This is a genomic window from Bradyrhizobium sp. RDI18, from assembly GCF_043203335.1.
Classification (GTDB): domain Bacteria; phylum Pseudomonadota; class Alphaproteobacteria; order Rhizobiales; family Xanthobacteraceae; genus Bradyrhizobium; species Bradyrhizobium retamae.
Genome location: NZ_JBICRN010000006.1, coordinates 93,465 through 119,996, shown reverse-complemented (window position 1 = coordinate 119,996; position 26,532 = coordinate 93,465). Strand labels below are relative to the sequence as shown.

The 26,532-nt window shown below is 61.7% G+C and carries 19 protein-coding genes and 2 pseudogenes; 11 read left to right on the top strand and 10 right to left on the bottom strand.

The window, feature by feature from the left end:
• Positions 1–123 precede the first annotated feature (123 nt).
• From ACFXS9_RS01470 to ACFXS9_RS01455, 4 genes are all read left to right on the top strand, one after another.
• A complete protein-coding gene (locus ACFXS9_RS01470) occupies positions 124–897 on the top strand; it encodes a motility protein A (RefSeq protein WP_392684325.1) in 774 nt (257 codons plus the stop codon).
• Between the two features lie 33 nt (positions 898–930).
• On the top strand, positions 931–1,758 hold the full coding sequence (locus ACFXS9_RS01465) for a flagellar motor protein MotB (protein WP_028349766.1): 828 nt from the start codon (positions 931–933) through the stop codon (positions 1,756–1,758).
• 158 nt (positions 1,759–1,916) lie between these two features.
• Complete coding sequence (locus ACFXS9_RS01460; RefSeq protein WP_392684322.1) at positions 1,917–3,818, top strand: potassium transporter Kup; 1,902 nt, start codon at positions 1,917–1,919, stop codon at positions 3,816–3,818.
• 156 nt (positions 3,819–3,974) lie between these two features.
• Positions 3,975–5,900, top strand: coding sequence for a potassium transporter Kup (locus ACFXS9_RS01455; protein ID WP_392684320.1), 1,926 nt, complete (start codon positions 3,975–3,977; stop codon positions 5,898–5,900).
• Positions 5,901–5,943: 43 nt separating this feature from the next.
• Here the strand turns inward: ACFXS9_RS01455 and ACFXS9_RS01450 are convergent, their stop codons facing one another.
• Positions 5,944–6,825 carry a helix-turn-helix domain-containing protein gene (locus ACFXS9_RS01450; RefSeq protein ID WP_392684317.1) on the bottom strand — a complete coding sequence of 294 codons (882 nt, stop codon included), beginning with the start codon at positions 6,823–6,825 and terminating at the stop codon, positions 5,944–5,946.
• Positions 6,826–7,179: 354 nt separating this feature from the next.
• Here ACFXS9_RS01450 and ACFXS9_RS01445 point away from each other — a divergent pair, with 354 nt between their 5' ends.
• Together ACFXS9_RS01445 and ACFXS9_RS01440 are read left to right on the top strand one after the other, a co-directional pair.
• Positions 7,180–8,829: a flavin-containing monooxygenase gene (locus tag ACFXS9_RS01445; protein ID WP_392684314.1), complete on the top strand. Its 1,650-nt coding sequence runs from the start codon at positions 7,180–7,182 to the stop codon at positions 8,827–8,829.
• A 132-nt stretch (positions 8,830–8,961) separates the two neighbouring features.
• Positions 8,962–10,154 (top strand): annotated as a pseudogene (locus ACFXS9_RS01440) (serine hydrolase domain-containing protein).
• A 115-nt stretch (positions 10,155–10,269) separates the two neighbouring features.
• Here ACFXS9_RS01440 and ACFXS9_RS01435 read toward each other — a convergent pair.
• The 3 genes and pseudogenes from ACFXS9_RS01435 to ACFXS9_RS01425 all read right to left on the bottom strand — a co-directional run bounded on the left by ACFXS9_RS01435 (position 10,270) and on the right by ACFXS9_RS01425 (position 13,245).
• Positions 10,270–11,792, bottom strand: a pseudogene (locus tag ACFXS9_RS01435) (tripartite tricarboxylate transporter permease).
• A gap of 3 nt (positions 11,793–11,795) precedes the next feature.
• Entirely contained in the window at positions 11,796–12,278 is a 483-nt protein-coding gene (locus ACFXS9_RS01430; RefSeq protein WP_392684312.1) for a tripartite tricarboxylate transporter TctB family protein, read from the bottom strand.
• Between the two features lie 13 nt (positions 12,279–12,291).
• A complete protein-coding gene (locus ACFXS9_RS01425) occupies positions 12,292–13,245 on the bottom strand; it encodes a Bug family tripartite tricarboxylate transporter substrate binding protein (protein ID WP_392684310.1) in 954 nt (317 codons plus the stop codon).
• Between the two features lie 312 nt (positions 13,246–13,557).
• Between ACFXS9_RS01425 and ACFXS9_RS01420 the strand changes: the two genes are divergently transcribed.
• Positions 13,558–15,096 carry a L,D-transpeptidase gene (locus ACFXS9_RS01420; protein ID WP_392684307.1) on the top strand — a complete coding sequence of 513 codons (1,539 nt, stop codon included), beginning with the start codon at positions 13,558–13,560 and terminating at the stop codon, positions 15,094–15,096.
• Between the two features lie 62 nt (positions 15,097–15,158).
• Here the strand turns inward: ACFXS9_RS01420 and ACFXS9_RS01415 are convergent, their stop codons facing one another.
• Positions 15,159–15,425: a hypothetical protein gene (locus tag ACFXS9_RS01415; RefSeq protein WP_392684304.1), complete on the bottom strand. Its 267-nt coding sequence runs from the start codon at positions 15,423–15,425 to the stop codon at positions 15,159–15,161.
• Positions 15,426–15,944: 519 nt separating this feature from the next.
• On the opposite strand from ACFXS9_RS01415, the gene ACFXS9_RS01410 reads away from it, so the two are divergent.
• From ACFXS9_RS01410 to ACFXS9_RS01395, 4 genes are all read left to right on the top strand, one after another.
• Positions 15,945–16,868 carry a complex I NDUFA9 subunit family protein gene (locus ACFXS9_RS01410; RefSeq protein ID WP_392684301.1) on the top strand — a complete coding sequence of 308 codons (924 nt, stop codon included), beginning with the start codon at positions 15,945–15,947 and terminating at the stop codon, positions 16,866–16,868.
• Between the two features lie 42 nt (positions 16,869–16,910).
• A complete protein-coding gene (locus ACFXS9_RS01405; RefSeq protein ID WP_392684298.1) occupies positions 16,911–17,240 on the top strand; it encodes a hypothetical protein in 330 nt (109 codons plus the stop codon).
• Positions 17,241–17,666: 426 nt separating this feature from the next.
• Positions 17,667–19,175 carry an amidohydrolase family protein gene (locus tag ACFXS9_RS01400; RefSeq protein ID WP_392684295.1) on the top strand — a complete coding sequence of 503 codons (1,509 nt, stop codon included), beginning with the start codon at positions 17,667–17,669 and terminating at the stop codon, positions 19,173–19,175.
• Between the two features lie 287 nt (positions 19,176–19,462).
• Entirely contained in the window at positions 19,463–20,491 is a 1,029-nt protein-coding gene (locus tag ACFXS9_RS01395; protein ID WP_392687172.1) for a hypothetical protein, read from the top strand.
• A gap of 39 nt (positions 20,492–20,530) precedes the next feature.
• Here the strand turns inward: ACFXS9_RS01395 and ACFXS9_RS01390 are convergent, their stop codons facing one another.
• From ACFXS9_RS01390 to ACFXS9_RS01370, 5 genes are all read right to left on the bottom strand, one after another.
• The gene (locus ACFXS9_RS01390; protein ID WP_392687169.1) at positions 20,531–21,331 is read right to left on the bottom strand and encodes an N-acetylmuramoyl-L-alanine amidase; all 801 of its coding nucleotides are present in this window, start codon (positions 21,329–21,331) and stop codon (positions 20,531–20,533) included.
• Positions 21,332–21,850: 519 nt separating this feature from the next.
• Positions 21,851–23,380, bottom strand: coding sequence for a DUF459 domain-containing protein (locus tag ACFXS9_RS01385; protein ID WP_392684292.1), 1,530 nt, complete (start codon positions 23,378–23,380; stop codon positions 21,851–21,853).
• 157 nt (positions 23,381–23,537) lie between these two features.
• On the bottom strand, positions 23,538–24,344 hold the full coding sequence (locus ACFXS9_RS01380) for a substrate-binding periplasmic protein (protein WP_392684289.1): 807 nt from the start codon (positions 24,342–24,344) through the stop codon (positions 23,538–23,540).
• Positions 24,337–24,696 carry a c-type cytochrome gene (locus ACFXS9_RS01375; RefSeq protein ID WP_392684286.1) on the bottom strand — a complete coding sequence of 120 codons (360 nt, stop codon included), beginning with the start codon at positions 24,694–24,696 and terminating at the stop codon, positions 24,337–24,339. The genes ACFXS9_RS01380 and ACFXS9_RS01375 overlap by 8 nt, the downstream gene beginning before the upstream one ends.
• An 80-nt stretch (positions 24,697–24,776) precedes the next feature.
• On the bottom strand, positions 24,777–26,516 hold the full coding sequence (locus ACFXS9_RS01370) for a pyrroloquinoline quinone-dependent dehydrogenase (RefSeq protein WP_392684283.1): 1,740 nt from the start codon (positions 26,514–26,516) through the stop codon (positions 24,777–24,779).
• Positions 26,517–26,532 lie beyond the last annotated feature (16 nt).

The window sequence follows — 26,532 nt, the reverse complement described above, 5'->3', positions numbered from 1 at the left end:
TGTTCGAGTTTAACCTTTACGGCTCTTTAATTGCGCGGTCGTAGGGTTCCTCTGCGCCAGCTCCGAATGGAGCGCGCGACCGGTCAGGATGTCCGGTAGTTCGCGTACGCGTTGGAGTTCAGAATGGATATCACCACGCTCGTTGGCCTGATCGTCGGCCTTATTGTCCTGGCGACGCTGATCTTGATGGGTGGTGACTTCCGGATGTTCTACGACATCCATGCCGTCATCATCATCTTCGGCGGTTCGTTCGCCGCAACCCTTATCCGGTTTCCACTCAGCGCAATCCTGCACGGGATGCCGCTCGGCGCGAAATTCGCCTTCACCATGAGCCGGCTCTCGGCGCGCGACCTGGTCGACGAACTGGCGCGCATCGCGGAAATCGCACGCAAGCAGGGCCCGGTCGGACTGGAAAAGGTTGAGACCGACGAGCCGTTTCTCGCCAAGGGCATCCGCTACGTCGCCGACGGCTACGACCTCGAGTTCATTCGCGACAACATGGAGCGCGATCGCGACAATTTTCTGATGCACCTGAACGAGGGTTCGAAGATCTATCGGGCCATCGGCGACTGCGCGCCGGCATTCGGCATGATCGGCACGCTGCTCGGCATGGTGCAGATGTTCTCGAACATGTCGGATCCCTCGAAGCTCGGTCCCTTCATGGCGGTGGCCTTGCTGGCAACGCTTTACGGTGCGCTGGTGGCAGATCTGATCTGTTTGCCGATCGCCGACAAGCTGCATGGCAAGCTGATCGACGAGGAAACCAATCGCACGCTGATCATCGACGGCATCCTGATGATCCGCGATTCCAAGAGCCCTGCCTTGGTGCGTGAAATGCTGTTGGCCTATCTGCCCGAAAAGCACCGCCACGAGGAAGGCGAACTGGTTCCGGCCTGATCGGCTGATAGCATCAAGGCGCGGACATAGAGCATGGCCAAGAAAAAACGCGAAGAGGCGCATGGCGGTCACGGCTGGTTCGTGACGTTCGCCGATCTGATGGCGTTGTTGCTGTCGTTCTTCGTGATGCTGGTTGCGTTCTCCAGCCAGGACCAGCAAAAGCTCAAGATCGTCGCCGGCTCGATGCGCGAGGCGTTTGGCGTGCAGACCGAGTCCCGGCATTCGGGAATCGTCGAATCCGACGGCCTGCCGACGCGGCCGAAGCTGAAGAATGTCGAGCATATTCCGCCCGAGGATGCCTCCAATACCCCGACGCCCGATGACAAGGACCGTCAGCGCGAAAACGGCGCCCGATTGAAGGTCGATCGGGAGTTCGCGCTCGCCGCGGCATCGTTGCGCCAGGCGCTGCAGGACATGCCGGAACTGACCGAAATGTCCAAGAACATCATGTTCGAGGAAACCAAAGAGGGGCTCAATCTGGAAATCGTCGACCAGGATGGCCGCTCGATGTTCGCTGACGGCTCCAAGGTGCCCTACGACCGCACCCGCCGGCTGATCCAGAAATTGGCGGTGCCGCTGAAGGCGACACCGCTGCGGCTCAACATTGTCGGCCACACCTCTGCCGGCTTCCTGCCGTCACGCGGCGAATATGGCGCCTTCGATCTGTCGGCGGACCGCGCCAACGCTGTGCGCCAGATCCTCGAACGCGAAGGGCTGCCGGCATCCCACATCTACGCGGTCGGCGGCAAGGCCGACAGCCAGCCGCTGTTTCCCGACGATCCGACGCTGCCGGCAAACCGTCGCGTTACCATCACGTTGATGCGCGAAAATCCACCGCTTCCGCCCAACCTGAAGCCGTAATACGGTCCGACTACCATAATACCGGCGTGGCGCTGTGACTACTTTGCGCCAGTCCCGCATCGCGCGTGGTGTTATGGTTGCGCGATGATTGACAGGCAACGCGGAAGCGCCGATAGCCGCCCGGATCAATTCAACGACGAGAACGTTCCTTCTCCATCATGACTGTCAGCGTCACATCTACCGAAGCAGCCCATGATGGGCATGCCACCTCCGGCTTTTGGGCCCTGACGCTGGGCAGTATCGGCGTGGTGTTCGGCGATATCGGCACTTCGCCGCTGTATGCGTTCCGCGAGGCCGCCACCCACGCGGCTGAAGGCCAGCCGGTATCGCGCATCATTGTACTCGGCGTGCTCTCGCTGATTCTGTGGTCGCTGTTGATCGTGGTCACAGCCAAATATGTGCTGCTGCTGTTGCGCGCCGACAACAACGGCGAGGGCGGTACGCTGTCCCTGATGGCGCTGGGTCAGCGGGCGCTGGGCCGGCGGAGTTGGGTGTTGCTGGCGCTCGGTGTGGTCGGCGCCTCGATGTTCATCGGCGATTCCATGATCACACCCGCGATTTCGGTGTTGTCGGCGGTCGAAGGTCTCAAGCTGGTCACGCCCGCGCTCGAACATTATGTGGTGCCGCTGACGATCTTCATCCTCGTCGTGCTGTTCTCGGTGCAGAGCAGCGGCACCGCGCGCGTCGCCTCGCTCTTTGGGCCGGTCACGGTGATCTGGTTCGTTACGCTGGCGGTGATGGGCCTTGTCCACATCAGCGACGATCCCACGGTGCTCTACGCGATCAATCCCTGGTATGGGATCCAGTTCATGCTGTCCCATGGCGTCATCGGTCTGGTGACGATGGGCCTGGTGTTTCTGGCGGTGACCGGCGGCGAGGCGCTTTACGCCGACCTCGGGCATTTCGGGCGCAAGCCGATCCGGGCCGCATGGCTCTTTTTTGTGTTGCCGTCGTTGCTGATCAATTATTTCGGACAGGGCGCGCTGGTCTTGTCCGATCCGTCGGCGATCGAAAACTCATTCTACCGGATGGTCCCGGAGATGTTGTTGATCCCGCTCGTGGTGCTGGCGACCGCCGCCACCGTGATCGCGAGCCAGGCGGTGATAACGGGCGCCTTTTCCCTGATCCGCCAGGCGGTGCAGCTCGGTTTGTTGCCGCGCTTCGAGGTCCGTTACACCTCCGAAACCCATGCCGGCCAGATATATCTGCCGCGCGTCAACCGGATGCTGCTGATCGGGGTGGTTCTGCTGGTGCTGCTGTTCCGCACCTCCAGCGGTCTTGCGTCGGCCTATGGCATTGCGGTCTCCACCACCATGGTGGTCGACGGCATCATGGGCTTTGTCGTGATCTGGAAGTTGTGGAACTGGCGCGCCGCGACCGCGGCGGCCGTGATCCTGCCCCTGGTCGTCGTCGACATGAGCTTCTTTGCCGCAAACCTCTTGAAGCTGTTGGAAGGCGCCTGGGTGCCGCTGCTGTTCGGCGTTGCGGTAGCGGTGATGATCTGGACCTGGCGCCGCGGCGCCGCGATCCTGACTGCCAAGACGCGGCGCATCGAGGTGCCGTTGATGGACCTGATCAGGAGCCTGGAAAAGCGCCCGCCCCACATCGTCAAGGGCACGGCGGTGTTTTTGACCTCTGATCCGAGCTTCGTGCCGACCGCGCTGATGCACAACCTCAAGCACAACAAGGTCCTGCACGAGCACAACGTAATCCTGACCATCGAAACCGCACAAACGCCGCGGGTCGATGTTTCAGAGCGCGTCAAGATGGAAACCATCAGCGAGAAATTTTCTACCGTCCGGCTGCGGTTCGGCTTCATGGAATCCCCGAACGTACCCAAGGCGCTGGTGATCGCGCGCAAGCTCGGCTGGCAGTTCGACATCATGGCGACCTCGTTCTTCGTGTCGCGGCGGTCGCTCAAGCCCTCGGCGCAGTCGGGCATGCCGCTCTGGCAGGATCATATGTTCATCGCGATGAGCCGGTCAGCGAACGACGCCACCGACTACTTCCAGATCCCGACCGGGCGGGTTGTAGAGGTGGGTACCCAAGTAACTATCTGATTTCAGATGGAAAATTGGCCGCAGCCTTCGGCGCCATCTATGCGGAAAGCGCATACCGGAGGCCTGGATTCCGGCTAACCTGTCCATTCGTCCCGGGAGTATAGGGCTGCGCTTCTGCACTTGTGCAGTGCGGTAAGGAACCGAGGCCCCCATCTCATGTCAGTCCAGTTTGCGATCCCCGCGGCGGAAACGCCCGCGGCCAATGGTCATGGCGAAGCGCATTCCACCGCCACCTTCAAGGCGCTGATGCTCGGCAGCATCGGCGTCGTCTATGGCGACATTGGCACCAGCCCCTTGTACGCGCTGCGCGAAGCGGTGGCCGCCGCCAGCGAGACTGCGGCCGGTGCCACGCCACAGGCCGTGCTCGGCGTGCTCTCGCTGATCCTGTGGGCGCTGATCGTGGTGGTGACGTTGAAATATGTCGTCATCCTCTTGCGTGCCGACAACAATGGCGAGGGCGGAACGCTGGCACTGATGGCGCTGGCGCAGCGCGCAGTCGGCAAGGGCGGGGCGGCGATCGTGCTGCTCGGCATCATCTCCGGCGCGCTGTTTTATGGCGACGCGGTTCTTACGCCGGCGCTGTCGGTGTTGTCGGCCATCGAAGGCATCAAGCTCGTCACCGTCACCTTCGAGCACTATGTGGTGCCGCTGACGGTCATCATTCTGGTGGCGCTGTTTGCCGTGCAATCCCGCGGCACCGCGCGCGTCGCCGCGTTCTTCGGACCGGTGATGTGCGTCTGGTTCGCCGTCATCGCGGTCGCAGCCGTGCCGCAGATCATGCGGCATCCCGAAGTGCTGCAGGCACTCAATCCGCTTTACGCCGTTTCTTTCATGCTCCATCACGGCATGATCGGTTTCATCACGCTCGGCGCGGTGTTTCTTGCCGTCACCGGCGCGGAGGCGCTCTATGCCGATCTAGGCCATTTCGGCAAGCGGCCGATCCAGACCGCCTGGCTCTTCATCGTGCTGCCGTCGCTGGCGATCAATTATCTGGGGCAGGGCGCGCTGCTGATCGCCGATCCCAAGGCGATCGAAAACCCGTTCTTCCTGATGTTTCCGGACTGGGCGCTGATCCCGATGGTTGCGCTCGCGACGGCTGCGACCGTGATTGCGAGCCAGGCCGTCATCACCGGCGCCTATTCGCTGACGCGCCAGGCGATCCAGCTCGGGCTGCTGCCGCGGTTCGAAATCCGCCACACCTCGGAAGCGCATTCCGGGCAGATCTACATCCCGCGCATCAACCTGCTGCTTTTCGTTGCGGTGATTTTGCTGGTGGTCCTGTTCCGCTCGTCGAGCGGGTTGGCCTCGGCTTACGGAATCTCCGTGACCGGCACCATGGTGGTGACGGCCATGATGGGCTTTGTCGTGATCTGGCGGGTCTGGAAATGGTCGCCGATTGCGGCCGCAGCCCTGATCGCTCCGTTCCTGTTCCTCGATGTCACCTTCCTCGCCGCCAATCTGTTGAAGGTGTTCGAGGGCGGCTGGGTGCCGCTCGCGCTCGGCGGCGTCGTGATGCTCCTGATGTACACGTGGCGTCGCGGCAGCCGGCTGTTGTTCGAGAAATCGCGCAAGCTGGAATTCCCGCTGGCCGAGCTGGTAGCGATGCTGGAGAAGCGTCCGCCGCAGCGGGTCCCCGGCACGGCCGTGTTCCTGACTTCCGACCCCGAATGCGCGCCGACGGCGCTGATGCACAGCCTGAAGCACTACAAGGTGCTGCATGAGAAGAACGTCATCCTCACCATCGAGACCGCGCCGACGCCGCGGATCGACGATGCCGAGCAGGTGCGGATGGAGCAGCTCAGCGAGACTTTCTCCCGGGTGACGCTGCGGTTCGGCTTCATGGAATCGCCCAACGTGCCGAAGACGCTGGCGATCGCCCGCAAGCTCGGCTGGCAGTTCGACATCATGTCGACGTCGTTCTTCCTGTCCCGCCGCGCGCTTAAGCCCGCCGCGCATTCCGGCATGCCGCGCTGGCAGGATTTGCTGTTCATCCGCCTCAGCCGCGCCGCCAACGACGCCACCGACTATTTCCAGATCCCCACAGGCCGCGTGGTGGAAGTCGGAACGCAGGTCACGATCTAGGGCGAGAATCGATAAGTTGCGATCGTCGGCCGATGGCGGCCATTCAGTGCTGCTTGCGATATTCGGCCGGCGTGATGTTCATGTGCCGGCGAAACACCCGGTTGAGATGGCTCTGATCGGCAAAGCCGCTCACAAGGGCGATCTCCTTGAGCGCCAGACGATCTTTACGCAGATGCTGGCATGCACGCTCCACCTTGCGCTTCAATACATAGGCATGCGGCCGGGTTCCGTAATGCGCTTGGAATTTGCGCGCAAACTGAACCGGCGTGCAGTTGCAGATGTTGGCCAATTCCTCGAGCGTGATGTTCCGGAAGATGTTCTGTTCGATGTAGTCTTCGATCAGCCGCGCATGGGCTGGCCTGAAACGTCCCTGCGAGCAGGGTAACTTGAACTGCACAGAGGCGTATTTTCGCAAGATGTGTACGCTGGCCTGAAGGGCCAGCGCATCGTAACAGAGCCGCCCGCCCGGACCTCCAGAGGCCACCTCCTGAACCATTTGATCGCTGATCCAGGCCAATACCGGATCTTCCGCACGCACCAGGTCGTGGAGTTCAACGCGCTCCGCGTCGCGGTCGAAAGCCTCGCTTGCCGTCTTCATCATGAGTGCGGGCGAGATGTAGAAATGAGACACTTCGATATCGTGTCGCCATACCCAGTTCGAAGGCTCCGCGCGCGTTAGCAATGTCGTCACGCCTCGGCCGACGTGATCCTGCTTCCATGGTCCGCTCACGCGACGGTTCATGGATGTCGTGCCTTCCCGATAATTGACGATCAGGAAATTCTCCGACGCCGGGACGCAGATTTCGGATGGGGCGTAGCGGAACACCCGCAGGCGAAATTCCGGCATGCCCGTCGCAACGCTGTCTAACTTGAGGTCGCCGCCGGCGTATTGCGGGAGCTCCTCCACCGTGATCAACCGGCCCATCGCGTATCTCCCCGCGTCTCGAATTCTTGGGGCGGTTAACCGCTCTATTCTTTGGCAAGACGGCGACCGGGGAGCATAAGGCCGTTTTGCAATTTGCCAAGGGCCTGTGTGGACGGCGCTCCAACGCCCGCCATTTCGTCCAAAAGAATGCGGAATTCATCCAAGCCGCGAACGTCGGATGGCGATTAGCCTCCTCATCCGTCACCGGCCAGTCGGGAAATTAGAAGACGCAGGCCCGAGCGTCCAGCCCACTGTTCTGTCGTGAACGATACCAGACGACGTGTGCGCCGCCCGTCTCGTGACGGGCGAACGAAGCCGCGCGCCGTTCAACAACAAATGCCATTGGAGGGAAGCATGACCCAAGCAGCAACAGAGTCACGGAAAGGCAACGGTGCGCCGAAGGCAGCGACCTTCGATGCCGTGATCGTCGGAGCCGGTGTCGCCGGGCTCTACCAATTGTACCGTCTGCGCGAGCAGGGATTAAACGTGAGAGTGATCGAGTCCGCCTCCGGCGTCGGTGGCACGTGGTACTGGAATCGTTATCCTGGCGCGCGTTTCGATTCTGAAGCTTACATTTATCAGTATCTATTCTCCGAACAGCTCTACAAAGGATGGAGTTGGAGCGAGAAATTTCCCGGTCAGCCCGAAATCGAACGTTGGCTGAACTACGTCGCCGACCGGCTCGATCTCCGCAAGGATATTCAGTTCAACACGACCGTCGAGCGCGCGCATTTCGACGAAGCTACGCAGCGTTGGACGGTTTTGACCGACATGGGCGACGCGATCGACACGCAATTCCTTATCACCTGCGCCGGCATGCTCTCGGCACCGCTGACGTCGAGGTTTCCGGGGCAAGAGACGTTCAAGGGTCAACTGTTCCATACGGCGCGCTGGCCCAAGGAGGGCGTCAACTTTGCCGGTAAGCGCATCGGCGTGGTGGGCAACGGGGCGACCGGCATCCAGGTCATCCAAACGATCGCTGGCGATGCCGGTCATCTGAAGGTCTTCATCCGCACGCCGCAATACATCATCCCGATGAAAAATCCCAAATACAGCGCCGCGGACGTCGATGCTTACAAGGCCAAATTCCGGTTTTTCACCAAGCAACTGCCGAGCACGTTCACCGGCTTCGAGTATGATTTTGAGCATGCCTGGGCCGATCTCACGCCCGAGCAGCGCCGCGAGGTTTTGGAAGACTGCTGGAACGATGGTTCGCTGAAGCTGTGGCTCGCCTCCTTCGGCGAGATGTTCTTCGACGAGGAGGTCAACCGGCAAATATCGGAATTCGTGCGCGAGAAGATGCGCGTGCGGCTCCAGGATCCGAAGCTGTGCGAACTGCTCATTCCGTCCCAGTCCGACTACGGGTTCGGAACGCACCGCGTGCCGCTGGAACAGAACTTCCTGGAGACTTTCCATCGCCCCAATGTCGAGATCGTCAGCGTCAGGACCAATCCAATCGAGCGCGTGACCCCTGGTGGGCTGCAGACTGCGGACGGGACGATCCACGAGCTCGACGTCATCGTTCTGGCAACCGGGTTCGACGCCGGCACAGGCGCGTTGACGCGCATCGACATCCGCGGTCGCGGTGGAAGGGCATTGAAGGACGATTGGAGTACGGATATCCGCACCACTATGGGCCTGCAGATTCACGGCTACCCGAATCTGTTCACGACGGCCGTGCCGCTCGCTCCGTCGGCGGCGCTGTGCAACATGACAACCTGCCTCCAGAAGCAGGTCGAGTGGATCGATGGCTGTATCAAGTATCTGCGCAGCAAGAATCTGAAAGTCATCGAGCCGACGAGGGATGCGGAAGACCAGTGGGTGGCGCATCATGATGAAACCGCCAACGCGACCCTCATTGCCAAGACCAACTCCTGGTATCTCGGCTCGAACGTCGAGGGCAAGCCGCGGCGGGTGCTGTCCTACACTGGCGGTGTAGGCACCTATCACCGGAAATGCGACGAGGTCGCCGCGAGCGGTTACCCGGGTTTCGCCATGCATTGAGCGAGGCGCCGCCAGGCGTCGTGACAACGGTTCTGTCGTGCGCGACCGCTGCGGTCGCGTGCGTCCGAACACGAGCTCCGGGCGGCGCAATCGATTGATCGAAAGCATTCGTTTGAAAAGGGGAGGAAGACGATGAGTACCAATTTCAATGCGTCGGCAAACGCAGTTCTTGATGGGGTCGTTGCGTCAAGCCCGGGCGTCCCCGGCGTGGTCGCGATGGTCACGGACCGCCATCGCAATATCTACGAAGGCGCGGCCGGCAAGCGTCGGCTCGATCAGGCGGCCGAAATGACGACGGACAGCGTTTTCGCCATCTTCTCAACGAGCAAAGCGATTACCGGCACGGCGATCCTGCAGCTTGTCGAACAGGGCAAGCTCGATCTGGATGCACCTGCCAAGGTCTACGCGCCCGACATCGGCAAGCTTCAGGTGATCGAGGGCTTCGATGCCACGGGCGAACCGAGGTTACGCCCCCGAAGCGCGATGTGACCACGCGCATGCTGATGGTTCACACCGCCGGCTTTGGTTACGACTTCTTCAGTCAAACCTATAATCGCTTGGCGCAGGAGAAGGGTCAGCCCAGCGTGATCACGTCTTCCAAGGCGTCGCTGATGACGCCGCTTCTGTTTGATCCGGGCGACAAATGGGAATACGGAACCAATCTCGACTGGTGCGGTCAAATCGTCGAGGCCATCACTGGAAAGCGGCTCGGCGACGTGTTCAAGACGCGCATTTTCGAGCCTCTCGGAATGAATGACACGAGCTTCGACCTCACCGAGGCGATGCGCGGAAAGCTGACCGGGATGCATGCACGAGGCGCCGACGGCTCGCTCACGCCAATGGACTTCGCGCTTCCAGCCAATCCGGAAGTTCACATGGGCGGCCATGGCCTTTACGCCACCGTTGGCGATTACATGCGGTTCATTCGCATGTGGCTTAACGATGGTGCGGGTGAGAATGGTCGCGTGCTGAAGCCTGAGACCGTCCGCATGGCGGTGCAGAACCACTTGGGCGACAAGAAGGTGACGGCCCTTCGAGGGGTCATCCCCTCTCTGTCCAATGACGCGGAATTCTTCCCAGGTCAGTCGAAGTCGTGGGCGCTGACGTTCATGATTAACGACGAGCAGGCGCCTACGGGACGTCCAGCCGGTGCTCTCGGTTGGGCCGGCCTCGCCAATCTCTTCTACTGGATCGACCGGGCGAATGGGTTCGGCGGATTCTGGGCCACACAAATTCTGCCCTTCGGCGATCCGGCTTCGTTCGTCGGTTACTTGAGTTTCGAAACGGCGTTCTACGGCAGCCTGAAGCAGCGAAAGGCAGGCTAGACTTCGAGACGCGCGTAAAATTTCGCTCAGTGGTGCGGCCTCCCGATTTCCTGATCGAGTTGGATGTTTGCGACCTCGATCGTCAGGGATGCCGCACCCAGGGTCGAACTCGGCGTCAGAAGTCGGGTGCTTCCTCTGGCGCGGTTCGCGCCCGATGACGCATGTGCTGCCACACAGCCAGGGCGACCGAGAGCGCCGCACAGAAGAGTAACGCGCCGGAAATCGGTCGCGTGAAGAACAGCAGCGGGTTGTCGTCCGTCATGATCGCCCGAATAAGGTTGATCTCGATTTGGTCGCCGAGGATGAGGCCGAGGATCAGCGGAGCCAGCGGAAATCCGCCCTTCACCAGCGCATAGCCGAACACACCAAAGATGAGCAGGACATACACGCTCTGCATCGTGTTGTTGAGCGCGTAAGCACCGATTACGCAAAGCACCAGCACGACGGGCGCAAGCACCGCGAGCCTGACCCGGGTGATCTGAAGCATGAATAGCGCGCCCGCGGCCAGGATCAGCACCATCAGCAGGTGTGCCAAAATGTATGCAGCGTAGATGCCGTAGGCGAGGGCGGGTTGCTGGGAGACGAACAGCGGCCCCGACTGGATGCCATGGATCGTCATGGCGCCCAGCATGACGGCGGTCACGGCGTCGCCCGGGATGCCGAACGCCATGATGGTCACCAGCGAGCCGCCGACATTGGCATTGTTGGAGGACTCAGAGGCGATGATGCCCTCGGGCACGCCTGTGCCGAAACGCTCGGGGTGGCGCGAGAACTTCTTCGCCTGGTCGTAGGCCAGCATATTGGCCGCGCTGCCGCCGATCGCCGGCAGCACGCCGATCAGGATGCCGACGATCGTCGACCACAAGAGCAGGAACGGACGGCCGAGGATTTCGCCGATCACCTTGAGGTGGGAAACGCGCAGACTCGGCTGCGCGACCAGAACGGCCTCGGGCGCCTTTGGCACTCCTGTCTTCTCGATATCGGACATGATCTGCGCAAAGGCAAGATCCCGATCAGCACCGGCAGGAACGGGAAGCCGCCGCTGATGAACTCGGACCCGAAGGTGAAGCGCGGCACGCTGCCGATCGGATCCGTGCCGATGACGGTGATCAGGAGGCCGATGGCAGTCGACAGCAGCCCCTTGATGAACGAGGACTCGGCCAGGCCCGCCACCATCGCCATGGCCAGCACGAACAGCGAGAAATACTCCCACGGTCCGAACTGAAGTGCGATGGCCGCGAGCGGCCCGGTCACCAGGATCAGGAACAGGCCGCCGAGCAGCCCGCCGAAGAACGATGACCACACGCCGAGCCAGATCGCCCGGCCCGGCGCGCCGCCCCGCGCCATTGGAAAGCCGTCGAAGGTCGTGGCAATTGCCGAGGGCGTGCCGGGAATTCCCAGCAGGCACGCGGTGACCAGGCCGCCGGCGGAGCCGCCGACATAGACGCCGGTCATCGCGGCCAGCCCCTGCAACGGATCGAGACCATAGGTGAACGGCAGGATGACGATGATCGTCATCGTGATGGTGACGCCCGGCAGTGCACCGCCGACGACGCCAATGAGTGTGCCGGCGAACAGCGGAACGAGATAATTCCACTGCAGCACCGTCAGCAGTCCATGTCCCAAAAGCTCGAACATGGCCTACCAGTCTGTCCAGCTACCGCGAGGAAGCAGCACCGTGAGATACCGCTCGAAGACCAGGTACGTCACCGCCGACGTGCCAATCGCTATTGCCGCGAGGACCGCCCATTGGCGCCAGGTCGTAGGCCTCTCGAGCGTCGCTTGCAACGCGGCGACGAACAGGACGGTGGCGATGCGATAGCCGAGCAGAGGCAGAACTACCAGGTAGAGCGCGACAATGACGAAGGCGAGCGCGACCAGGCCATAGGCCCGTTGCGGCTGCGCCGGAGCAGGGACGTCGGCCGGCTCAGCGCGCCGCGCGAGCAGGTCCTGCACGATCAGCGCCGCGCTGGTCACGGCCATGAAGATCAGAACGATGCGCGGATAGAAGCCGGGACCGACCGGCACCAGCGGCAGTTGCGGAAGTCCAAACGATTGCACGAGCAGGACCAGACTGACCGCGAGGAAGATCAATCCGGCAACGCTATCGCGGCCAAGTCTCATTGCTTAGCAAGTCTCATTGCTTGGCAAGACCGAGCTCGGTCATGATCACCTTGCTCTCCCGGTCGAGCTTGTCGAGGAATGGACCGTATTCGGCGGCGTTGAGATAGGAGACGCGCGTGCCTTGCTTCTTCATTGCGTCCGCGAACTCCGCTTCCTTGGCGGCTTTTCCGCAGGCCTCGTCCAGCTTGGTGCGCACCGCGGCCGGTGTGCCCTTTGGTACCACCAGGCCGCGCAAAACCGCGTAGACGATGTCCATGCCGAGCTCCTTCAGCGTCGGCACGTCAGGGGCTTCGGGATCGCGCTTTTCGGCAGCGATGGCAAGAAACTTGAGCTGCCCTGCATCGACCTTGCCCTTCTGCGTCAGGTTGGAATCCGTCAAATCGACATGGCCGCCGAGAATGGCATTCATGCGCGGCGCAAGGCCTTCATAGGAGACGTACTTGAACTTGACCCCGGCCGCCTTTTCGATGAGCGCCGGGAAGATGTGGCTGGTCGATCCGAGGGTCGCCCCCACGGTGATCTGGCCCGGACGCTTCTTGGCGTCTTCGGCAAGCTCGGCCCAGGTCTTCCAGGGCGTCTTGGGGCTCGCCGTCAGGACCGATGGCGTCGCAGAGAGCAGGCAGATCGGCTCAAAGTCGCTGTACTTGACCTCTGTGACGCCGGCATAGTGCACGAGGTGGATGTAGTCATGCACCGCATAAAGCGTGTAGCCGTCCGGCGGCGAGCCCTTGGCTTCGCGCGCCCCGACGGTGCCGGAGGCGCCCGTGACGTTGGCGATCACGATAGGCTGACCGATGTGCTTTTGTAGAAGCGGCGCAAAGGGACGGAAGATGTTGTCCGTATCGCCGCCTGCCGCCCACGGCACGATCATCTTGATCGGGCGCTCAGGATAGTTTTGAGCCGCGGCCGGCATGGCCATCGCGGCCAACGCTGCTGCCAACGCCAAAATACGGAGCACGGTCCTCATGACGCTTCTCCCTATCGCTGTTGATTGTTTTTTCGATCATAGCAAGACGCCAGGACTTCGCAAACAATGATGCGACTTGCTCCAAAAACGGATATTCGTCGACAGGACAGCGAAATCCGTTTGGAGCCAATTTCAGCCGCAAGCCATCCTTCCTCCTCCGCGGGCTGTCGTATATGAGAGATTTGCCACCGGAATGTGCCGATAGTCCCTTGGGCGCGAATTGGCGGCGTGGATGGCGGCGGCGGTTAGTTAGTCCAAAATCCGACACTTCATCGATGTAAGCGCTGACAGGCATTTAAACCGGGGCGTGGCATGGTAACTCGATTTAAGACGGCGCAGTCCAGAGTGGCGATGCGGCGCTGCGGGCCTCCCGCCATTGCGGCGCTCGTGGCGGCGGCGCTACTTCCGGCGTTGACCGCCGACGCCGCGGCGAGACAGGCGCGCCCCGCGGCGCCCACCGAGGAGACAGCGCCGCGCGATGTAGGCGAGCCGATCATGGCGATCGTGTCGATCAAGACCCAGCAGGTCACTCTCTACGACGCCGACGGCTGGATCCTGCGCGCGCCGGTGTCGACCGGCACCACGGGACGCGAGACGCCGGCCGGTGTCTTCACCGTCGTCGAGAAGAACAAGGACCACCGCTCGAACATGTATGACGATGCCGAGATGCCGAACATGCAGCGCATCACCTGGAACGGCATCGCACTGCACGGCGGACCGCTGCCCGGGTATGCGGCTTCGCATGGCTGCGTGCGGATGCCCTACGGCTTTGCGGAAAAGCTGTTCGACAAGACGCGGATCGGAATGCGGGTGATCATCTCGCCAAACGACGCGGCTCCGGTCGAGTTTTCTCACCCCACGCTGTTCGTGCCAAACGCGGGGGCCGTCGCAGCCGCTCCGGCGCGTGCCGAGACGCTCGTCCGCGATGCCGCTGAGACCGCCAGGACGGCCGACGAGGCGAAGAAAGCCGCGGTGGCAGCGGCGCGCGAGGCGGCATCGCTCACGGCGTCGCTGCGCAAGCTGGAAGGGCTCAAGAAGCGCGCCGACGTCGAGCTCGCGTTAGCCGACAAGGCGCTCGGCGCCGCAAAGACGGACGAGGCCAGGGCGCGAGCCGAGGACCTCAAGCAAAAGGCCGCCGCCAAGGCCGCGGACCTGGGGACGCGGCTGGATACCGCCCAGGCCGACGCGAAGTCGAAGCCCACCGCCGCCGAGGCCAAGGACGCCGCCAAGGCGGCCGCGACCAGGAAGGCCGACGCCGCCAAGGCGGCGAGCGAGGCGAAGCTCGCGCTCGAGCCGGTCTCGGTCTACGTCAGCCGCGCGACGCAGAAGCTTTACGTGCGGCGCAACACGCATAAGCCAGCGCCGGACGGTGGCGGTGAGGTGTTCGATGCGTCTATCGAGGTTCCGGTCACGATCCGCAATCCCGAGAAGCGGATCGGCACGCATGTTTTCACGGCGGTGGCGCATAGCAACAAGGGCCTGCGCTGGACCGCTGTCACGATCGACAACGCCGATGACGCCAAAAGCGCGCTCGACCGCATCACCATCCCGCAGGACGTGCTCGATCGTATCGCGCCGACCGCATTGCCGCGATCCTCGATCATCGTCTCGGACGAGCCGCTGAGCCGCGAGACCAACTATCGCACCGAGTTCGTGGCGGTGTTGAGCAACCAGCCGCAGGGCGGCTTCATTACGCGCCAGCCTACGCCCGATGTCATTGCAAGCGGCAACGACTGGGGTGCCGACGGCTTCTTCCCCTTTTTCCCGCCCAGTTCGAACCCTCAACCTGGCACTACGCGCCGTCGCGGCGGGCAGTACTATCAACAGGTGCAACCGGGCTGGTCGTGGTAAGGACGCGGCACGCCGCGCGCAGGCCGTATGCTCGCTCAGGGTCAAAAGGCCCCCGTTACAACTCATTCACCGGGTGGCTCACGCCTTTCCCTGAACGGGTCGGCGGCGTCATCGTGACCACTGCGGCTGCTGAAGAACATCAAAGCCATCAGCCCGCAGCCGATCAGGAGCGAAAAGAACGTTCCGAGTCCAAGGGCGATCCAGCCGTGCTTATCCATCACGGCGTCGCTCGTGGCCTTCCACACCGATACAGCCCATGCGCCAGTGAGGCCAAGCAGGGCCAGCAAGATCACAAGAAGACCAACCTGACCGAAGCTAAGGTTCCGCATGAGGGGGTCCTCTCTAGCACGCAGGGGAACGTGGGCGGTCAGAATCGATCTTGGCCAAGGGATGATGCTTGGCGCGCCATTTCGGGCCGGGGCCACGCATGTAGTGCAGCTCGGGCCGGTAGCTATCGCGTACGTCCATAGCCAGGTTGTGCACGATGCTGGCGAAGTCAGAGACTGTCTCAGCCGTCTTGCGAGCAAAATCAGATATTGCGGACCAGCGCGCAGAAGCGGGTGCAATCGCACGGGGTCCGACGATGCTTTTCCAGATCATCTTTTTTCTCCGTCCGGTTCGACGTGGGCACCGTGATGATCTAGCGGATCGGAGCTGTGGCTGCGCCAGAGCGATTGCCCTGCCTGTAGAGCGATTGCTGCCAACGCCTGCGCCCTCGCGGGCTCTTTGCGCGTTCCGTACCGCAACGCCGCTAGATTCGGCCTCATCGTAGACTGGCAGTTATTCCTCGCAGCAGGGCTCGAAGCCGTTATAATGGGGAGGTTGCGACATGAATTGGCGAATGGGCCATGGTGGCAACGAACGGTCAGATCATCACCGTGTTTGGCGGAACCGGCTTTCTGGGCCGCCGCATCGTTCGACATCTGCGCTCATCCGGATTTCCCGTTCGGGTCGCGTCAAGGCATCCGGATCACGGCTACACCTTGCCTGGTGCTGATGATCCGCAACTTCAATCCGTAGAGGCCAACATTCACGACGAGCGGTCGGTCGCGGATGCGCTTGCCGGCGCTTATGGCGTTGTGAATGCGGTCAGTCTCTACGTCGAGCGCGGAGCCGAGACTTTTCATTCCGTTCACGTCGAGGCCGCCCGGCGGGTAGCCATTCAAGCGCACGCGGCTGGCGTCAAAAGACTCGTCCACGTTTCAGGAATCGGCTCCGATGCCGCCTCTCCATCACGCTACATCCGAAAGCGTGGCGAGGGCGAGCAGGTGGTCCGGGCCGCGTTCGCCGAGGCAACGTTCATCCGTCCGGCGGTGATGTTCGGACCGGACGACGCGTTTCTCGTCGTCATCCTCAAGCTGCTCCGCCAGCTTCCCGTCTATCCGATGTTCGGCCGCGGCGTGACCAGATTGCAGCCGGCCTATGTGGATGATGTGGCGGACGCGATTGGCCGGATCATGCAGCGCGCCGAGACGCCGGATATCTTCGAGTTCGGCGGTCCTCGCGTCTACTCTTACGAGGAGTTGCTCAGAGCCGTGGCGCATCAGGCCGGACTTGCGCCTCGACTGCTTCCAATCCCGTTTGTCGCCTGGCATGCACTGGCATGGGCCTCCGAAACGCTCCGGATTCCATTCCTGACGCGCAATCAAGTGGAGCTGATGGAAATAGACACGGTGTCATCGCCGGACATGCCTGGATTTGCCGAGCTTGGGATATCGCCGCAGTCGGTCGAGGCAATACTCCAGAAGATGCTGTCTGATTCCGGAGCATGAGACGCCTCGACCAATCCGTGTCAACGGACGCCGAGTTTGTCGATGTGCGCTCAGGATGAGGAACCAACCTTTGGAGATACCGTTATTGAACTCAAACGAATGCGAAGGGGCGACCGCGCCATAACGGAGGCGGACATCATGGCTACATGTGAAACCTGCGGCAATGACTATGACAAGTCCTTTCAGGTCACAATGAACGGCAAGGCGCATACCTTCGATAGTTTCGAGTGCGCCATTCATGCGCTCGCGCCGACTTGCGATCATTGCGGCATCCGCATCGTCGGGCACGGATTGGAGAAGTCCGGCACGTTCTTTTGTTGCGAGCATTGCGCCGAAAGGGAAGGCGTCAAAGGGCTGCGGGATCGAGTCTAGGCCAGGCAATTGACGCAGGCAGGATCCCTCCATCCGTCCGCGAAGGACGATGCTTCATTTGCAACGCGCGCCTCGTAAGATCGACAGGCGCTTTGCGCTCGCTCGGGCAAACCTGCCAGTCGCAATGGGGCGCTTTGGGACAGCATGACTGCCGGATAACTTTACTTGCGCCATTGGAAATTTGGGCATTGAATTCGGCGAAGATGCGCCGCTACCGCAAGTAGTTTTCAAGTGTGTCTGTACCCTCACAGAATGACGTGATGAAGAGACTCGGCCTCCGCGTGAGGCGAGTGTGATGGCCTCATGCATGGTTGAACGGAGGTATGCCTATTTCGTCCACCTGACTGATCGGGAGTGGCCAAACGCGCGAAGCTGATGCACGCACCGACCAGCGCCGTCGTGGCCCAACAAACAGGGAGAAGAACAATGAGCACCTGGCTTAGCGAGCGAGAGCAGCGTCTTGTCGCGGGCGCGGAGGCGGCATCGGCGGCAACGCCGATTCCCACGCAGATTGTTTCCAATGGCGAGTATCTGCCGCCCCCGCAGAGCGCCGTGCAAAAGAAGGTCGAGGCCCGGATCAACGAGCTCGCCGACGCGAACGGCAAGCACCTCGGCTTGAGCCGCAGGCAGTTCCTGCACACGAGCTGCGGCATGGCGGCTGCATTCCTCGCCATGAACGACGTCTACGGCAATGTTTTCCAGGTCGCGCCTGCGGAGGCTCGAGAGCCCGAATTGATGCGGGCGCGCGCGCAAGGCCTCGCCGACCAGTTCATTTTCGACGTTCAGACCCATTTCGTGCGCGATGACTTCGATCACAAGGAGCTGTTGGGGCTGGCGGACTTTGCGAGCCAGCACTGGAACCCTAAGATGAAGGAGGAGGGCGTGTCCTCGCTCGCCCGCTACAAGTTTCAGAACTATGTGAAAGAGATCTACTACGACAGCGACACCAACATGGCGCTGTTGAGCGGCGCGCCGTTCGACGATCCGAGCTGGTGGCTTCTTTCCAATGAGCAGATTGTCAAGGCACGCGAACTCATCAACGACTTCGCCGGCTCGCGCCGACTGCTGGCGCACAGCGTCATCACCCCAAAGCAGCCCGGCTGGATGGAGGAGGTCGACAAGGCGATCGAGGTCTACAAGCCGGATTCCTGGAAGTCCTACACGATCGGCGATCCGCTGGCGCCCTCCAAGTATCCATGGCGGCTCGACGACGAGCAGGTGATGTATCCGTTTTACGAAAAAGCGGTAAAGTCCGGCATCACCACGCTCTGCATCCACAAGGGGCTGCTGCCGCCCGATTACGAGAAGTCCTTCGCCGGCGTGTGGGAATATGCAACCGCGTGGGACATCGGAAAGGCCGCCAAGGATTGGCCGCAGATGAACTTCGTGATCTATCACTCGGCGCTACGGCCGTTCACCGAACTGCCGGACAAGGCGTGGGCCGAGTTCGAGCAGACCGGCCGCATCCAGTGGGCCACGGATCTTTCGGAAATCCCGCAGAAGTTCGGCGTCACCAATGTCCATGCCGAGCTCGGTACATGCTTTGCCAACTCGGCGGTGGCGCATCCGAAATTCTGCGCCGCGCTGGTTGGCACGTTGATCAAGGGCATGGGGGTGGACCACGTGATGTGGGGCACCGACTCGGTCTGGTACGGCTCACCGCAGTGGCAGATCGAGGCGATGCGCCGGCTCGAAATCCCGGAGGACATGCAGAAGAAATACGGTTTTGCGCCACTCGGCGACGCCAATAGCGCCACCAAGCAACTGATCTTCGCAGGCAACGCCACCAGGCTCTACAAGATCAAGCTGAGAGCGGCTGACAACACCAGGATGCCGGCCTATTCCGAGGACCGCCTCGCTTCGCTCAAGAACGAGTATACGCAGGCGGCCAAGGCACCTTCGAACATGCGCTACGGCTACGTTCGCGCCGCGTAAACGTTAGACGGCCGCGCCGGTGGAGCGAGCAAGCTTCACGGGCGCGGTCGACGCGCGCCCTCTTTCGCCTCGCCAAGCTGCACGTTCATTGTTTACGATCGCGTCGGTCGCGATCCGATGAAACTTGGGCATGGAAAATCGCCATGGGGATAAAAAGCCATACTGCTGCGCCCGCGGCTGCTCTTGCTCTCGGAATCTTCTTCACGGCGCCGGGTTCCGTTGCCACCAATGCTATCGTCAGCACGGTCACCCCGCTCGTGGTGGCCGCGATCGGCAATCTCAGCTTCATGTCGCCTGCAATGGGCGAGCCGGCTGCACTCACCAAAAAACAGTCGGATGCGCTCAATACATACAATAATGCACGGAGCAACTTCGAGTCGATCCTGGGCCAGCGGCGCGCGCAGATCAATTCGAACCAGCGACTACCGAACTTGCCAGGACAAGCACTCTACCTTGCACGCAACAACATGATCAGCGCGTACAAGGATCTCACCGACGCTCTTCCGTCCAAGATAGGCGGGCCCAATAAATACGGAATCCCGCCGGCGTATTTTAGCGCCGACAATGAGCCGCTGCTCGACGAGTACAGGAAACTTTTCGACCTGATGCAAGCGCCGCCCGCCAACGCGCAGAACTCAGACACTCCATTCAAGGACGTTGTCGATCTGGGCACGGCCATTGCGCGAGCCAAGGGCCTTGATGCGGCCAACGCCGAAGCAGCAGGCCGTATCAGCCTGGGCCTGTTCTTTGCCGAAACAAATGGCAATCAGAACATCGGGAATGCGCGCTCGAACAAGTACAAGGGCAGCCTGCAAACAGGCGTAGCCGAGGATCAAAACGGGCGAAGGAAATGGGCCGCGATAAAGAAGTCGATCGCAGCCTTTGATCCCGCACTGAATGCCCGCGACGACAAGGAGGAGGCACGGGCCGGCAATCTGGACCATCGGTATAACCACTGGACCGCCGTGCGGGATGGCCTCATGAACGCACACGCGGATATTTTCCCGCAAGTACCGGCGATCGTGAAGACGCTGCCGGATCCGATCGATCAAATGAAGCTGTTTGAACTGATCCAGATTATCCCGAGCCCGACCAGGTCTGCGCTCGGCTCGCGCAACCTGGTCGACTACAGAATTTCCGACCCGAAGGTCATGGCCTATCTGCGAAATAACAGCGTTTTCACCTTCGGACAGGCTGACCGGGCCAAAACATCCGCGACCTACCGCGAAATTCTCGATGCGATGTGGCTGTTCGACGAAAAATTTGAACGAGCGCTTTCCACATTCGACGAAATCAAGAAGCAGTCAAAGGGTTGAAGCCGGCAGGCGGGGTTCAGATGCGACGCTGCCGCGCCGTCAGAGCGGACCGAGCATGGCCCATCGGGGCTCGCAAAATGTCTTCACCGCCGCCGTGACACCGCTGCTGATGATGTCCCGCCGCTCAGGCGAACTCATCTTGAGCTCTTCGTCCCGGTTGATAATCGAGCCCGCTTCCAGCAGGACGGCAGCCATCCGGGTTTTTCTCAGCACGATGAGCTCATCGTAGCGATAGACGCCGGTCTCCTTGTTCAGTAACTCGCGCTGGTACCGTCCCATGATGGACTGGGAATATTGCTTGGCATAGTCGAGGCCCTGGGCCTTCATTTCCTTGGCGATCAGTTCGGCGAAGGCGAAACTGGTCTTGAAGTCCGGGTTGCTGCGGGAGACGAAGACGGAATATCCGCTGAAGCGGTCGCTGAAATGGCTTTTCTTTCCCTCGAACTCCCAGTCCTCGAGGAATTTGTTGGGCACGGAGTCATGGTGGATCGACAGCAGGAGATCCGCGGGAAGATTGTTGGCGGCGGCGACGCGTTTGAAGAGGCTGTGCCTCGCCTTGCCCTCGGTCACGAGCAACCTGGTTTCGGTAAAGCCCTCGGCCTTCAACTTCTCCTCGATCCGCTTCGCAAGGCGCAGATTGAAGACAAACTCAGAGACGTTGCGCGCGCTGATCGCGCCTTCCGATTCGGCGGTGTGTCCCACATCCAGAACGATCCGGAACTTGGAGGGATCGCACAGGGGGGCGACGACCGGTTTGAAAGCAGCAGAGGGCAAGGCGACCGGCCCCAGGGCGGCAAGCTTCACGGTGCGGCGCTTTGGCGAGGCGGCTGGTCTCGCCATAGTGGCTCGTCTCGCCAAAGTGGCTGGCTTGCGCGAAGTGACGTGCTTCGACGGCTTGCCTTGCTTTGGCGATTTGGCCTGTTTTGACGGGCCTTTGAAGACGTCCGACAGCCAGCCCGCGTCGCTGACCTCGATCGGCAGAAGTATCATTGCGGCCATTGCGGCAATGATGATGCGGCCGCGGCGCCAAAATCGCGAAGCGATACCGCCGAGAACAGAAATGAGCGCGCGGCGCTTCATGCTCGCCCAGAGACCGAACCCGAAGGCGCGCTAATGCGAATGAGGCTTGCTTTGATGTCGACGAACGAAGTCCTGGCACAGCCGATGGAAAACATATCGTACCCCACCCACCGAATTCGACACGCAAGGGTCGCAATCCAATGAGGGCGGATACAAGTCGGAGAGAGCGACTACGGCATCCATTCGCGCGATTTCACGTCAGTGTTGTCATTGAGCCACATCTGGGTTCCGCGCATGGCTACGCACTGAAACAGGCTTTTGGCCATTTCCTGGAAACCGTCAAAAACGATTGTTGGTCCCGCTCCGGGGCCGTTGCTTTTTCGGCTTCAGCGATGCCGCCGGCGCCCGTGCGTTGGCATCGAGCGATGTCGACGCCACGGGCGTCTCACCCTTGGCCCCTTCGATTTCACGTCGCGGCCAGGCAAAATCGTCGGCTCGACCGGCTGGCGCCGACAAAGGCTCCCCTGTGATCAATACCCGCGCCGCCTGCGCATCCATCGTCACAGTCCGCGCCCCCGGACCACCGAGCAATTGATTCGTGCCGACAGAGGAGGGCGCCAAGGGAACGATCGGCCCGGCGAGCGGACGCGGCGCCGGCTGATCCGGCCGTGCACTGGTGTCGGGCGTAGCTGGCTCAGTGGGCAGCACAACCGGGCCGGAACGCGCAGCCAACAGGCGGTTGATTTCGCGCTCGGCATAATGCGCGAGCTTGAGCGCGCCAGCCTTGGTGAAGTACACGCCATCGGAAGAGCGCAGCCGACGGGTCTGCCCTTCGAAGTCTGGGCCGTGCTGCAAGAAGCGGCCGGTTTCATCGACAAATCCGTCCCAGACATCGACATAGGTGATGCCGGCTTTGCCGGCCGCATCGCGATAGAGCGTATTCAGAAACGCCGTGTCGGCGGTCGACTTGGCGCCACGTACCACCGGCAGACCCACCCACAGCACAGGCACATCCTTGGACTTGAGTACGCCGATCATCTCCTCGATCTTTGCCATGTAGAGTTCGACCCAGCGTTTCTCGCGAAACTCATGGATGCCGTTCGACGAGCGTGCGCTCTTCTCTGTTCCAGTGGCCGCCCGCGCGTCGCTGTTTTCGGCGGCATCGTCTGGCGGCAATTCGGGATCCGGCACCTTGGTTGCGGCATCGGGCTTTGCACTCGAAGCCTTGCCATCAGGTTTGGCCTTGGCGTCTTTCTTGTCCCCGGCTTTATTGTCGGGTTTATCGACTGCCGGCTCGCGGATTGCGGTGCGATCATCAAGCCCGAGCATGACGACAATGGCGTCCGCCTTTTCAGTGGCGAGAATGCCTTTGGCAGCAGCGGCCCAATCGGCTGGATCGCCCTTCGGCTGGTACTTGATCAGGCCGGAAACTGTCTTGTGTTTGCGGATCACACCCATCTCAGGCTGATCGGCATAGATGTTCTCAAGCCCATAGGCGAGCCAGTCCGCCATGGCGTCGCCGAGCACCAGAATGTGGCGCTCCGGTACGCCATTGCGTTTTTCGGGCGGCGGCGCCTTTGAAAAATCCTCGCGCACCGGCGGAGGCGCTTGCCGCCCACTCCAACGGGGCTGCGGCGCGTGCTCCTGGTACGGCGCAAACGTATCGTTACCGTACCAGCCGCCACCGCGTTCGTTACCAAACCAGCCGCCGCCGCGTTGCGGTTGTGGCCGCTGCTGATATCCGCCGAAGTTAAAGAACTGTGCAGAGGTGGGGCCGGCCAGGCCGAGCAACGTTCCCACCACGATGGCCAGCGCAATCAGCCAACCACGCTCGGTAGAGATGCATTGCCTTTTTGGTTCCCTTGGCATGCTTCTGGACCGCACACACACACCTGCGTCCGCCAGACTAGCACAAAGGCCCTGTGACCGGTCTCAGTTTACCGTGAAGCGCGTCATCTCGGTGCGGAACACGCAAGCACGGTCGATGCGCGTGGTGCGCACGTCCCATAACAATACACCGATAGCCTCACTGCGGAGGCCGCAGCTCTATGCCATAGCGAGCATAGATCCGCGCGATGCTGCCATCGGCCAGCAGCGCCTCGATCGCCGCATCGACACGCTGCTGCAGCTTGTCGTCGGGGCGGAGCAGCCCCGCCGCAATGTTCCAGTTCAAATCAGAATCGTTGTCGAACGCCGGAATCAGGCGCAACGGCTTGTCGGCATGCTGCAGATTGAACCAGCCAACCGTCATCGGCGTGACGGCCGCCGCCTCGATCTCGCGATTGGCCAACGCTGCGACAATGTCGTCCTCATACACGAATGGAGACGTGGCGGTGCCGCCTTTGGCGAGCGTCATCGAGACCAGCGAGCCGACGGGTACGCCGACCCGCTGATCGGAACCGAGACTTGCCAGCGACGACGCCTTCGAGTCGCTGCGCACCGCGAGCACAACGCCGCTGCGATGATAAGGACGCGAAACCCGCACACCGCCCGGGGGCTCCGTGTCCTTGCGCGCGATGACGTCGAGCACGAGGTCGCAATCGGCGCGCCGATACTGGATCGCACTGACCACCCACTCTCTCGTGAGCTTGACACCGAGTTGCTCGGCAATCTTCTCGCCGAGTTCGATCTGAAATCCCGGTACGGGTCCGAACTTGCTTGCAAACGGCAGCGCGTTGGGGCTGGCGCAGAGCGTCAACGCGCCGCGCTCGATCACCGATTCCAGCGAGCGGGCGTGCGCCGATGCGTTCCAGAGCATCAGCAGCGCGAGGCCGGCCGCGTATCGGGCGGGGCGATATCGCGGTTTCCAGCCTGCGGAAGGCGCTCTAGTCATCGAGTCCTCGAATGTAGGCCAGGATCGCGATGATCTGGCCGTCACTGAACACCGAACCATAGGCGGGCATGGCGCCCGTCTTGCCCTTCTTGATACGCTCGATGATGTATTCGTCGCTGCGTTCGGACTTCGACAGCTTCGGACCTCTGCCCGCATGGCGGCCGCCGGCTGGGTGGCAAAAGCCGCAGGTGGTTGCGAACATTTTCCCACCTTCAATGTCGTCCGGCGAAGCTTCGGCTTGCGGCAGCGGATTTGCCGCGCCTGCCGAGGTGGACTGTTGGGCAAACGAGGCGCTCGGCAGCCATGGCCAGATGGTGGCCAGGGAAGCGACAATTACAAACGGTATCCGCATTCCAGCATCCGCATTCACCGCGACGTATGGACCGGCAAGGGCGGCAGGAAGAGATCGATCCCCGCCGCCCCACGCCATCGTCATTGCCTGAGCGCGAAGACCACCAGGGCTCCGGTATTCTTCGACATGCTCTTGAAGGGCTCGCCATAGAGCGCGACAAACTCGTCGGCCACCAGGCTGCCCCAGCCCGCGGGTACGGCGATGTACTGCTTGCCACCGGCCATGTAGCTGATGATACCGGCGTTATGTCCCATGCCATTATTGCGCGACCAGAGCTCTTCACCGGTGTCCGCATTGTAGGCGCGCACGACGCCTTCGGCGTCCGGCACGAATACCAGATTGCCTGCGGTGGCGAGAACGCTGGCGAGCGGCGGGTACTTGTAGTTGACCTCCCATTTCTTGGCGCCAGTGACCGGGTCGCGGGCGCTAAGATGACCACGGGCCGGTCCGTCCGGAGGCGGGATAGGCTTGAACGTGGCGCCGAGGTTGAGCTGGGCCATCGGCTCCAGGATCGGCGTGGTCTTCTCGACGGTCAGCTCCATGCACCACTCCTGCCCAATCCGGTAGAAGAGCCCGTTCTTGGGGCTGTAGGCGCCAGAGTTCCAGCTAATGCCGCCCATGATCGCCGGGCACAATGGCGGGTCCACCTTGCCTTCGGAGAGGTCGCGGCGACCGATCAGCTCGCCGGTCTTCGGATCAATGCTCTTGACGAAGTTGATGTTCTTTACCAGCGGCCAGACGTTCTCGATCTTGGCGTTGGAACGATCATAGACGAAGACGTATCCGCTCTTGTTGGCGTGCACGACGAGCTTCTTGCCGCCACGTTCGATCATGACGAACTCTCCCACGGAAGAGTCGAAGTCCCACGCATCGTGCGGCAGCTCCTGATGGTAGAATTTGAGCTTGCCGGTATCGGGATCGAGCGCGATGACCGATGTTGTGTAGAGATTCTCGCCCGGCCGCGGTCCGCTCTTTTTCCAGTCCGGGCCTCCCCAGTCGTAGAGCGGCGCCGGGTTGGCAGTGCCCCACCACACCGTATTGCTTTCCGGGTCATAGGTTCCCGGCATCCAGCCGCCACCGCCGCCGGTCCGCCAGGAGTCGCCACCCCAGGTCTTCATGGCCTCTTCAGTACCGGCCACCGTCAAGAATTCCCATTTCTTCGCTCCGGTCTTGCCTTCCACGCCGAAGATCGGTCCGCGATGGGGCCATTCGCCGCCCTGGGCGCCGATGATCACCTTGTCCTTCACGACCAGCGGCGCGCCGGTGAAGCCGACTGTCATCTTCTTGGAATCCAGGAGCTTCGTGTCCCATACCGGCTTGCCGGTCTTCAGATCGAGCGCGATCAGGCGGCCATCGACCGTGCCGACGTAGAGATTGCCGTGTCCGATGGCGATGCCGCGATTGTAGGGCGAGTGCGTCTGCTTGGAGACCAGGTCCTCGTCGAGCTCCGGTGTGTAGGACCAAATTGTCTTGCCGGTCGCGCCGTCCAGCGCCCAGATACGGCTGTAGGAGCCCGAATAGTACAGCACGCCGTCAAGGGCCAGCGGCGTTGACTGAATGCCGCGGGTGGCGCGCTCCGGAAAATGCATCCAGGCAACTTCAAGATTCTTGACGTTGCCGGTATTGATCTGGTCGAGGCCGCTGTAATGGTAGGACTTGTAGGTGCCGTGATAGGTCGGCCAGTCGTTCTGGGTCGCCTCGGCATTCAGGGCCGCCTCTTGAGGCTGCGTCGGCGCTTGGGCGCGCGTCGGCGAGACAGTGACCAGGGCAGCCACCGCCAGCACGGCGCAGCCGACGGCATATCGTTCATGGAAAGTCATCTGTGTCCTCCCTTTG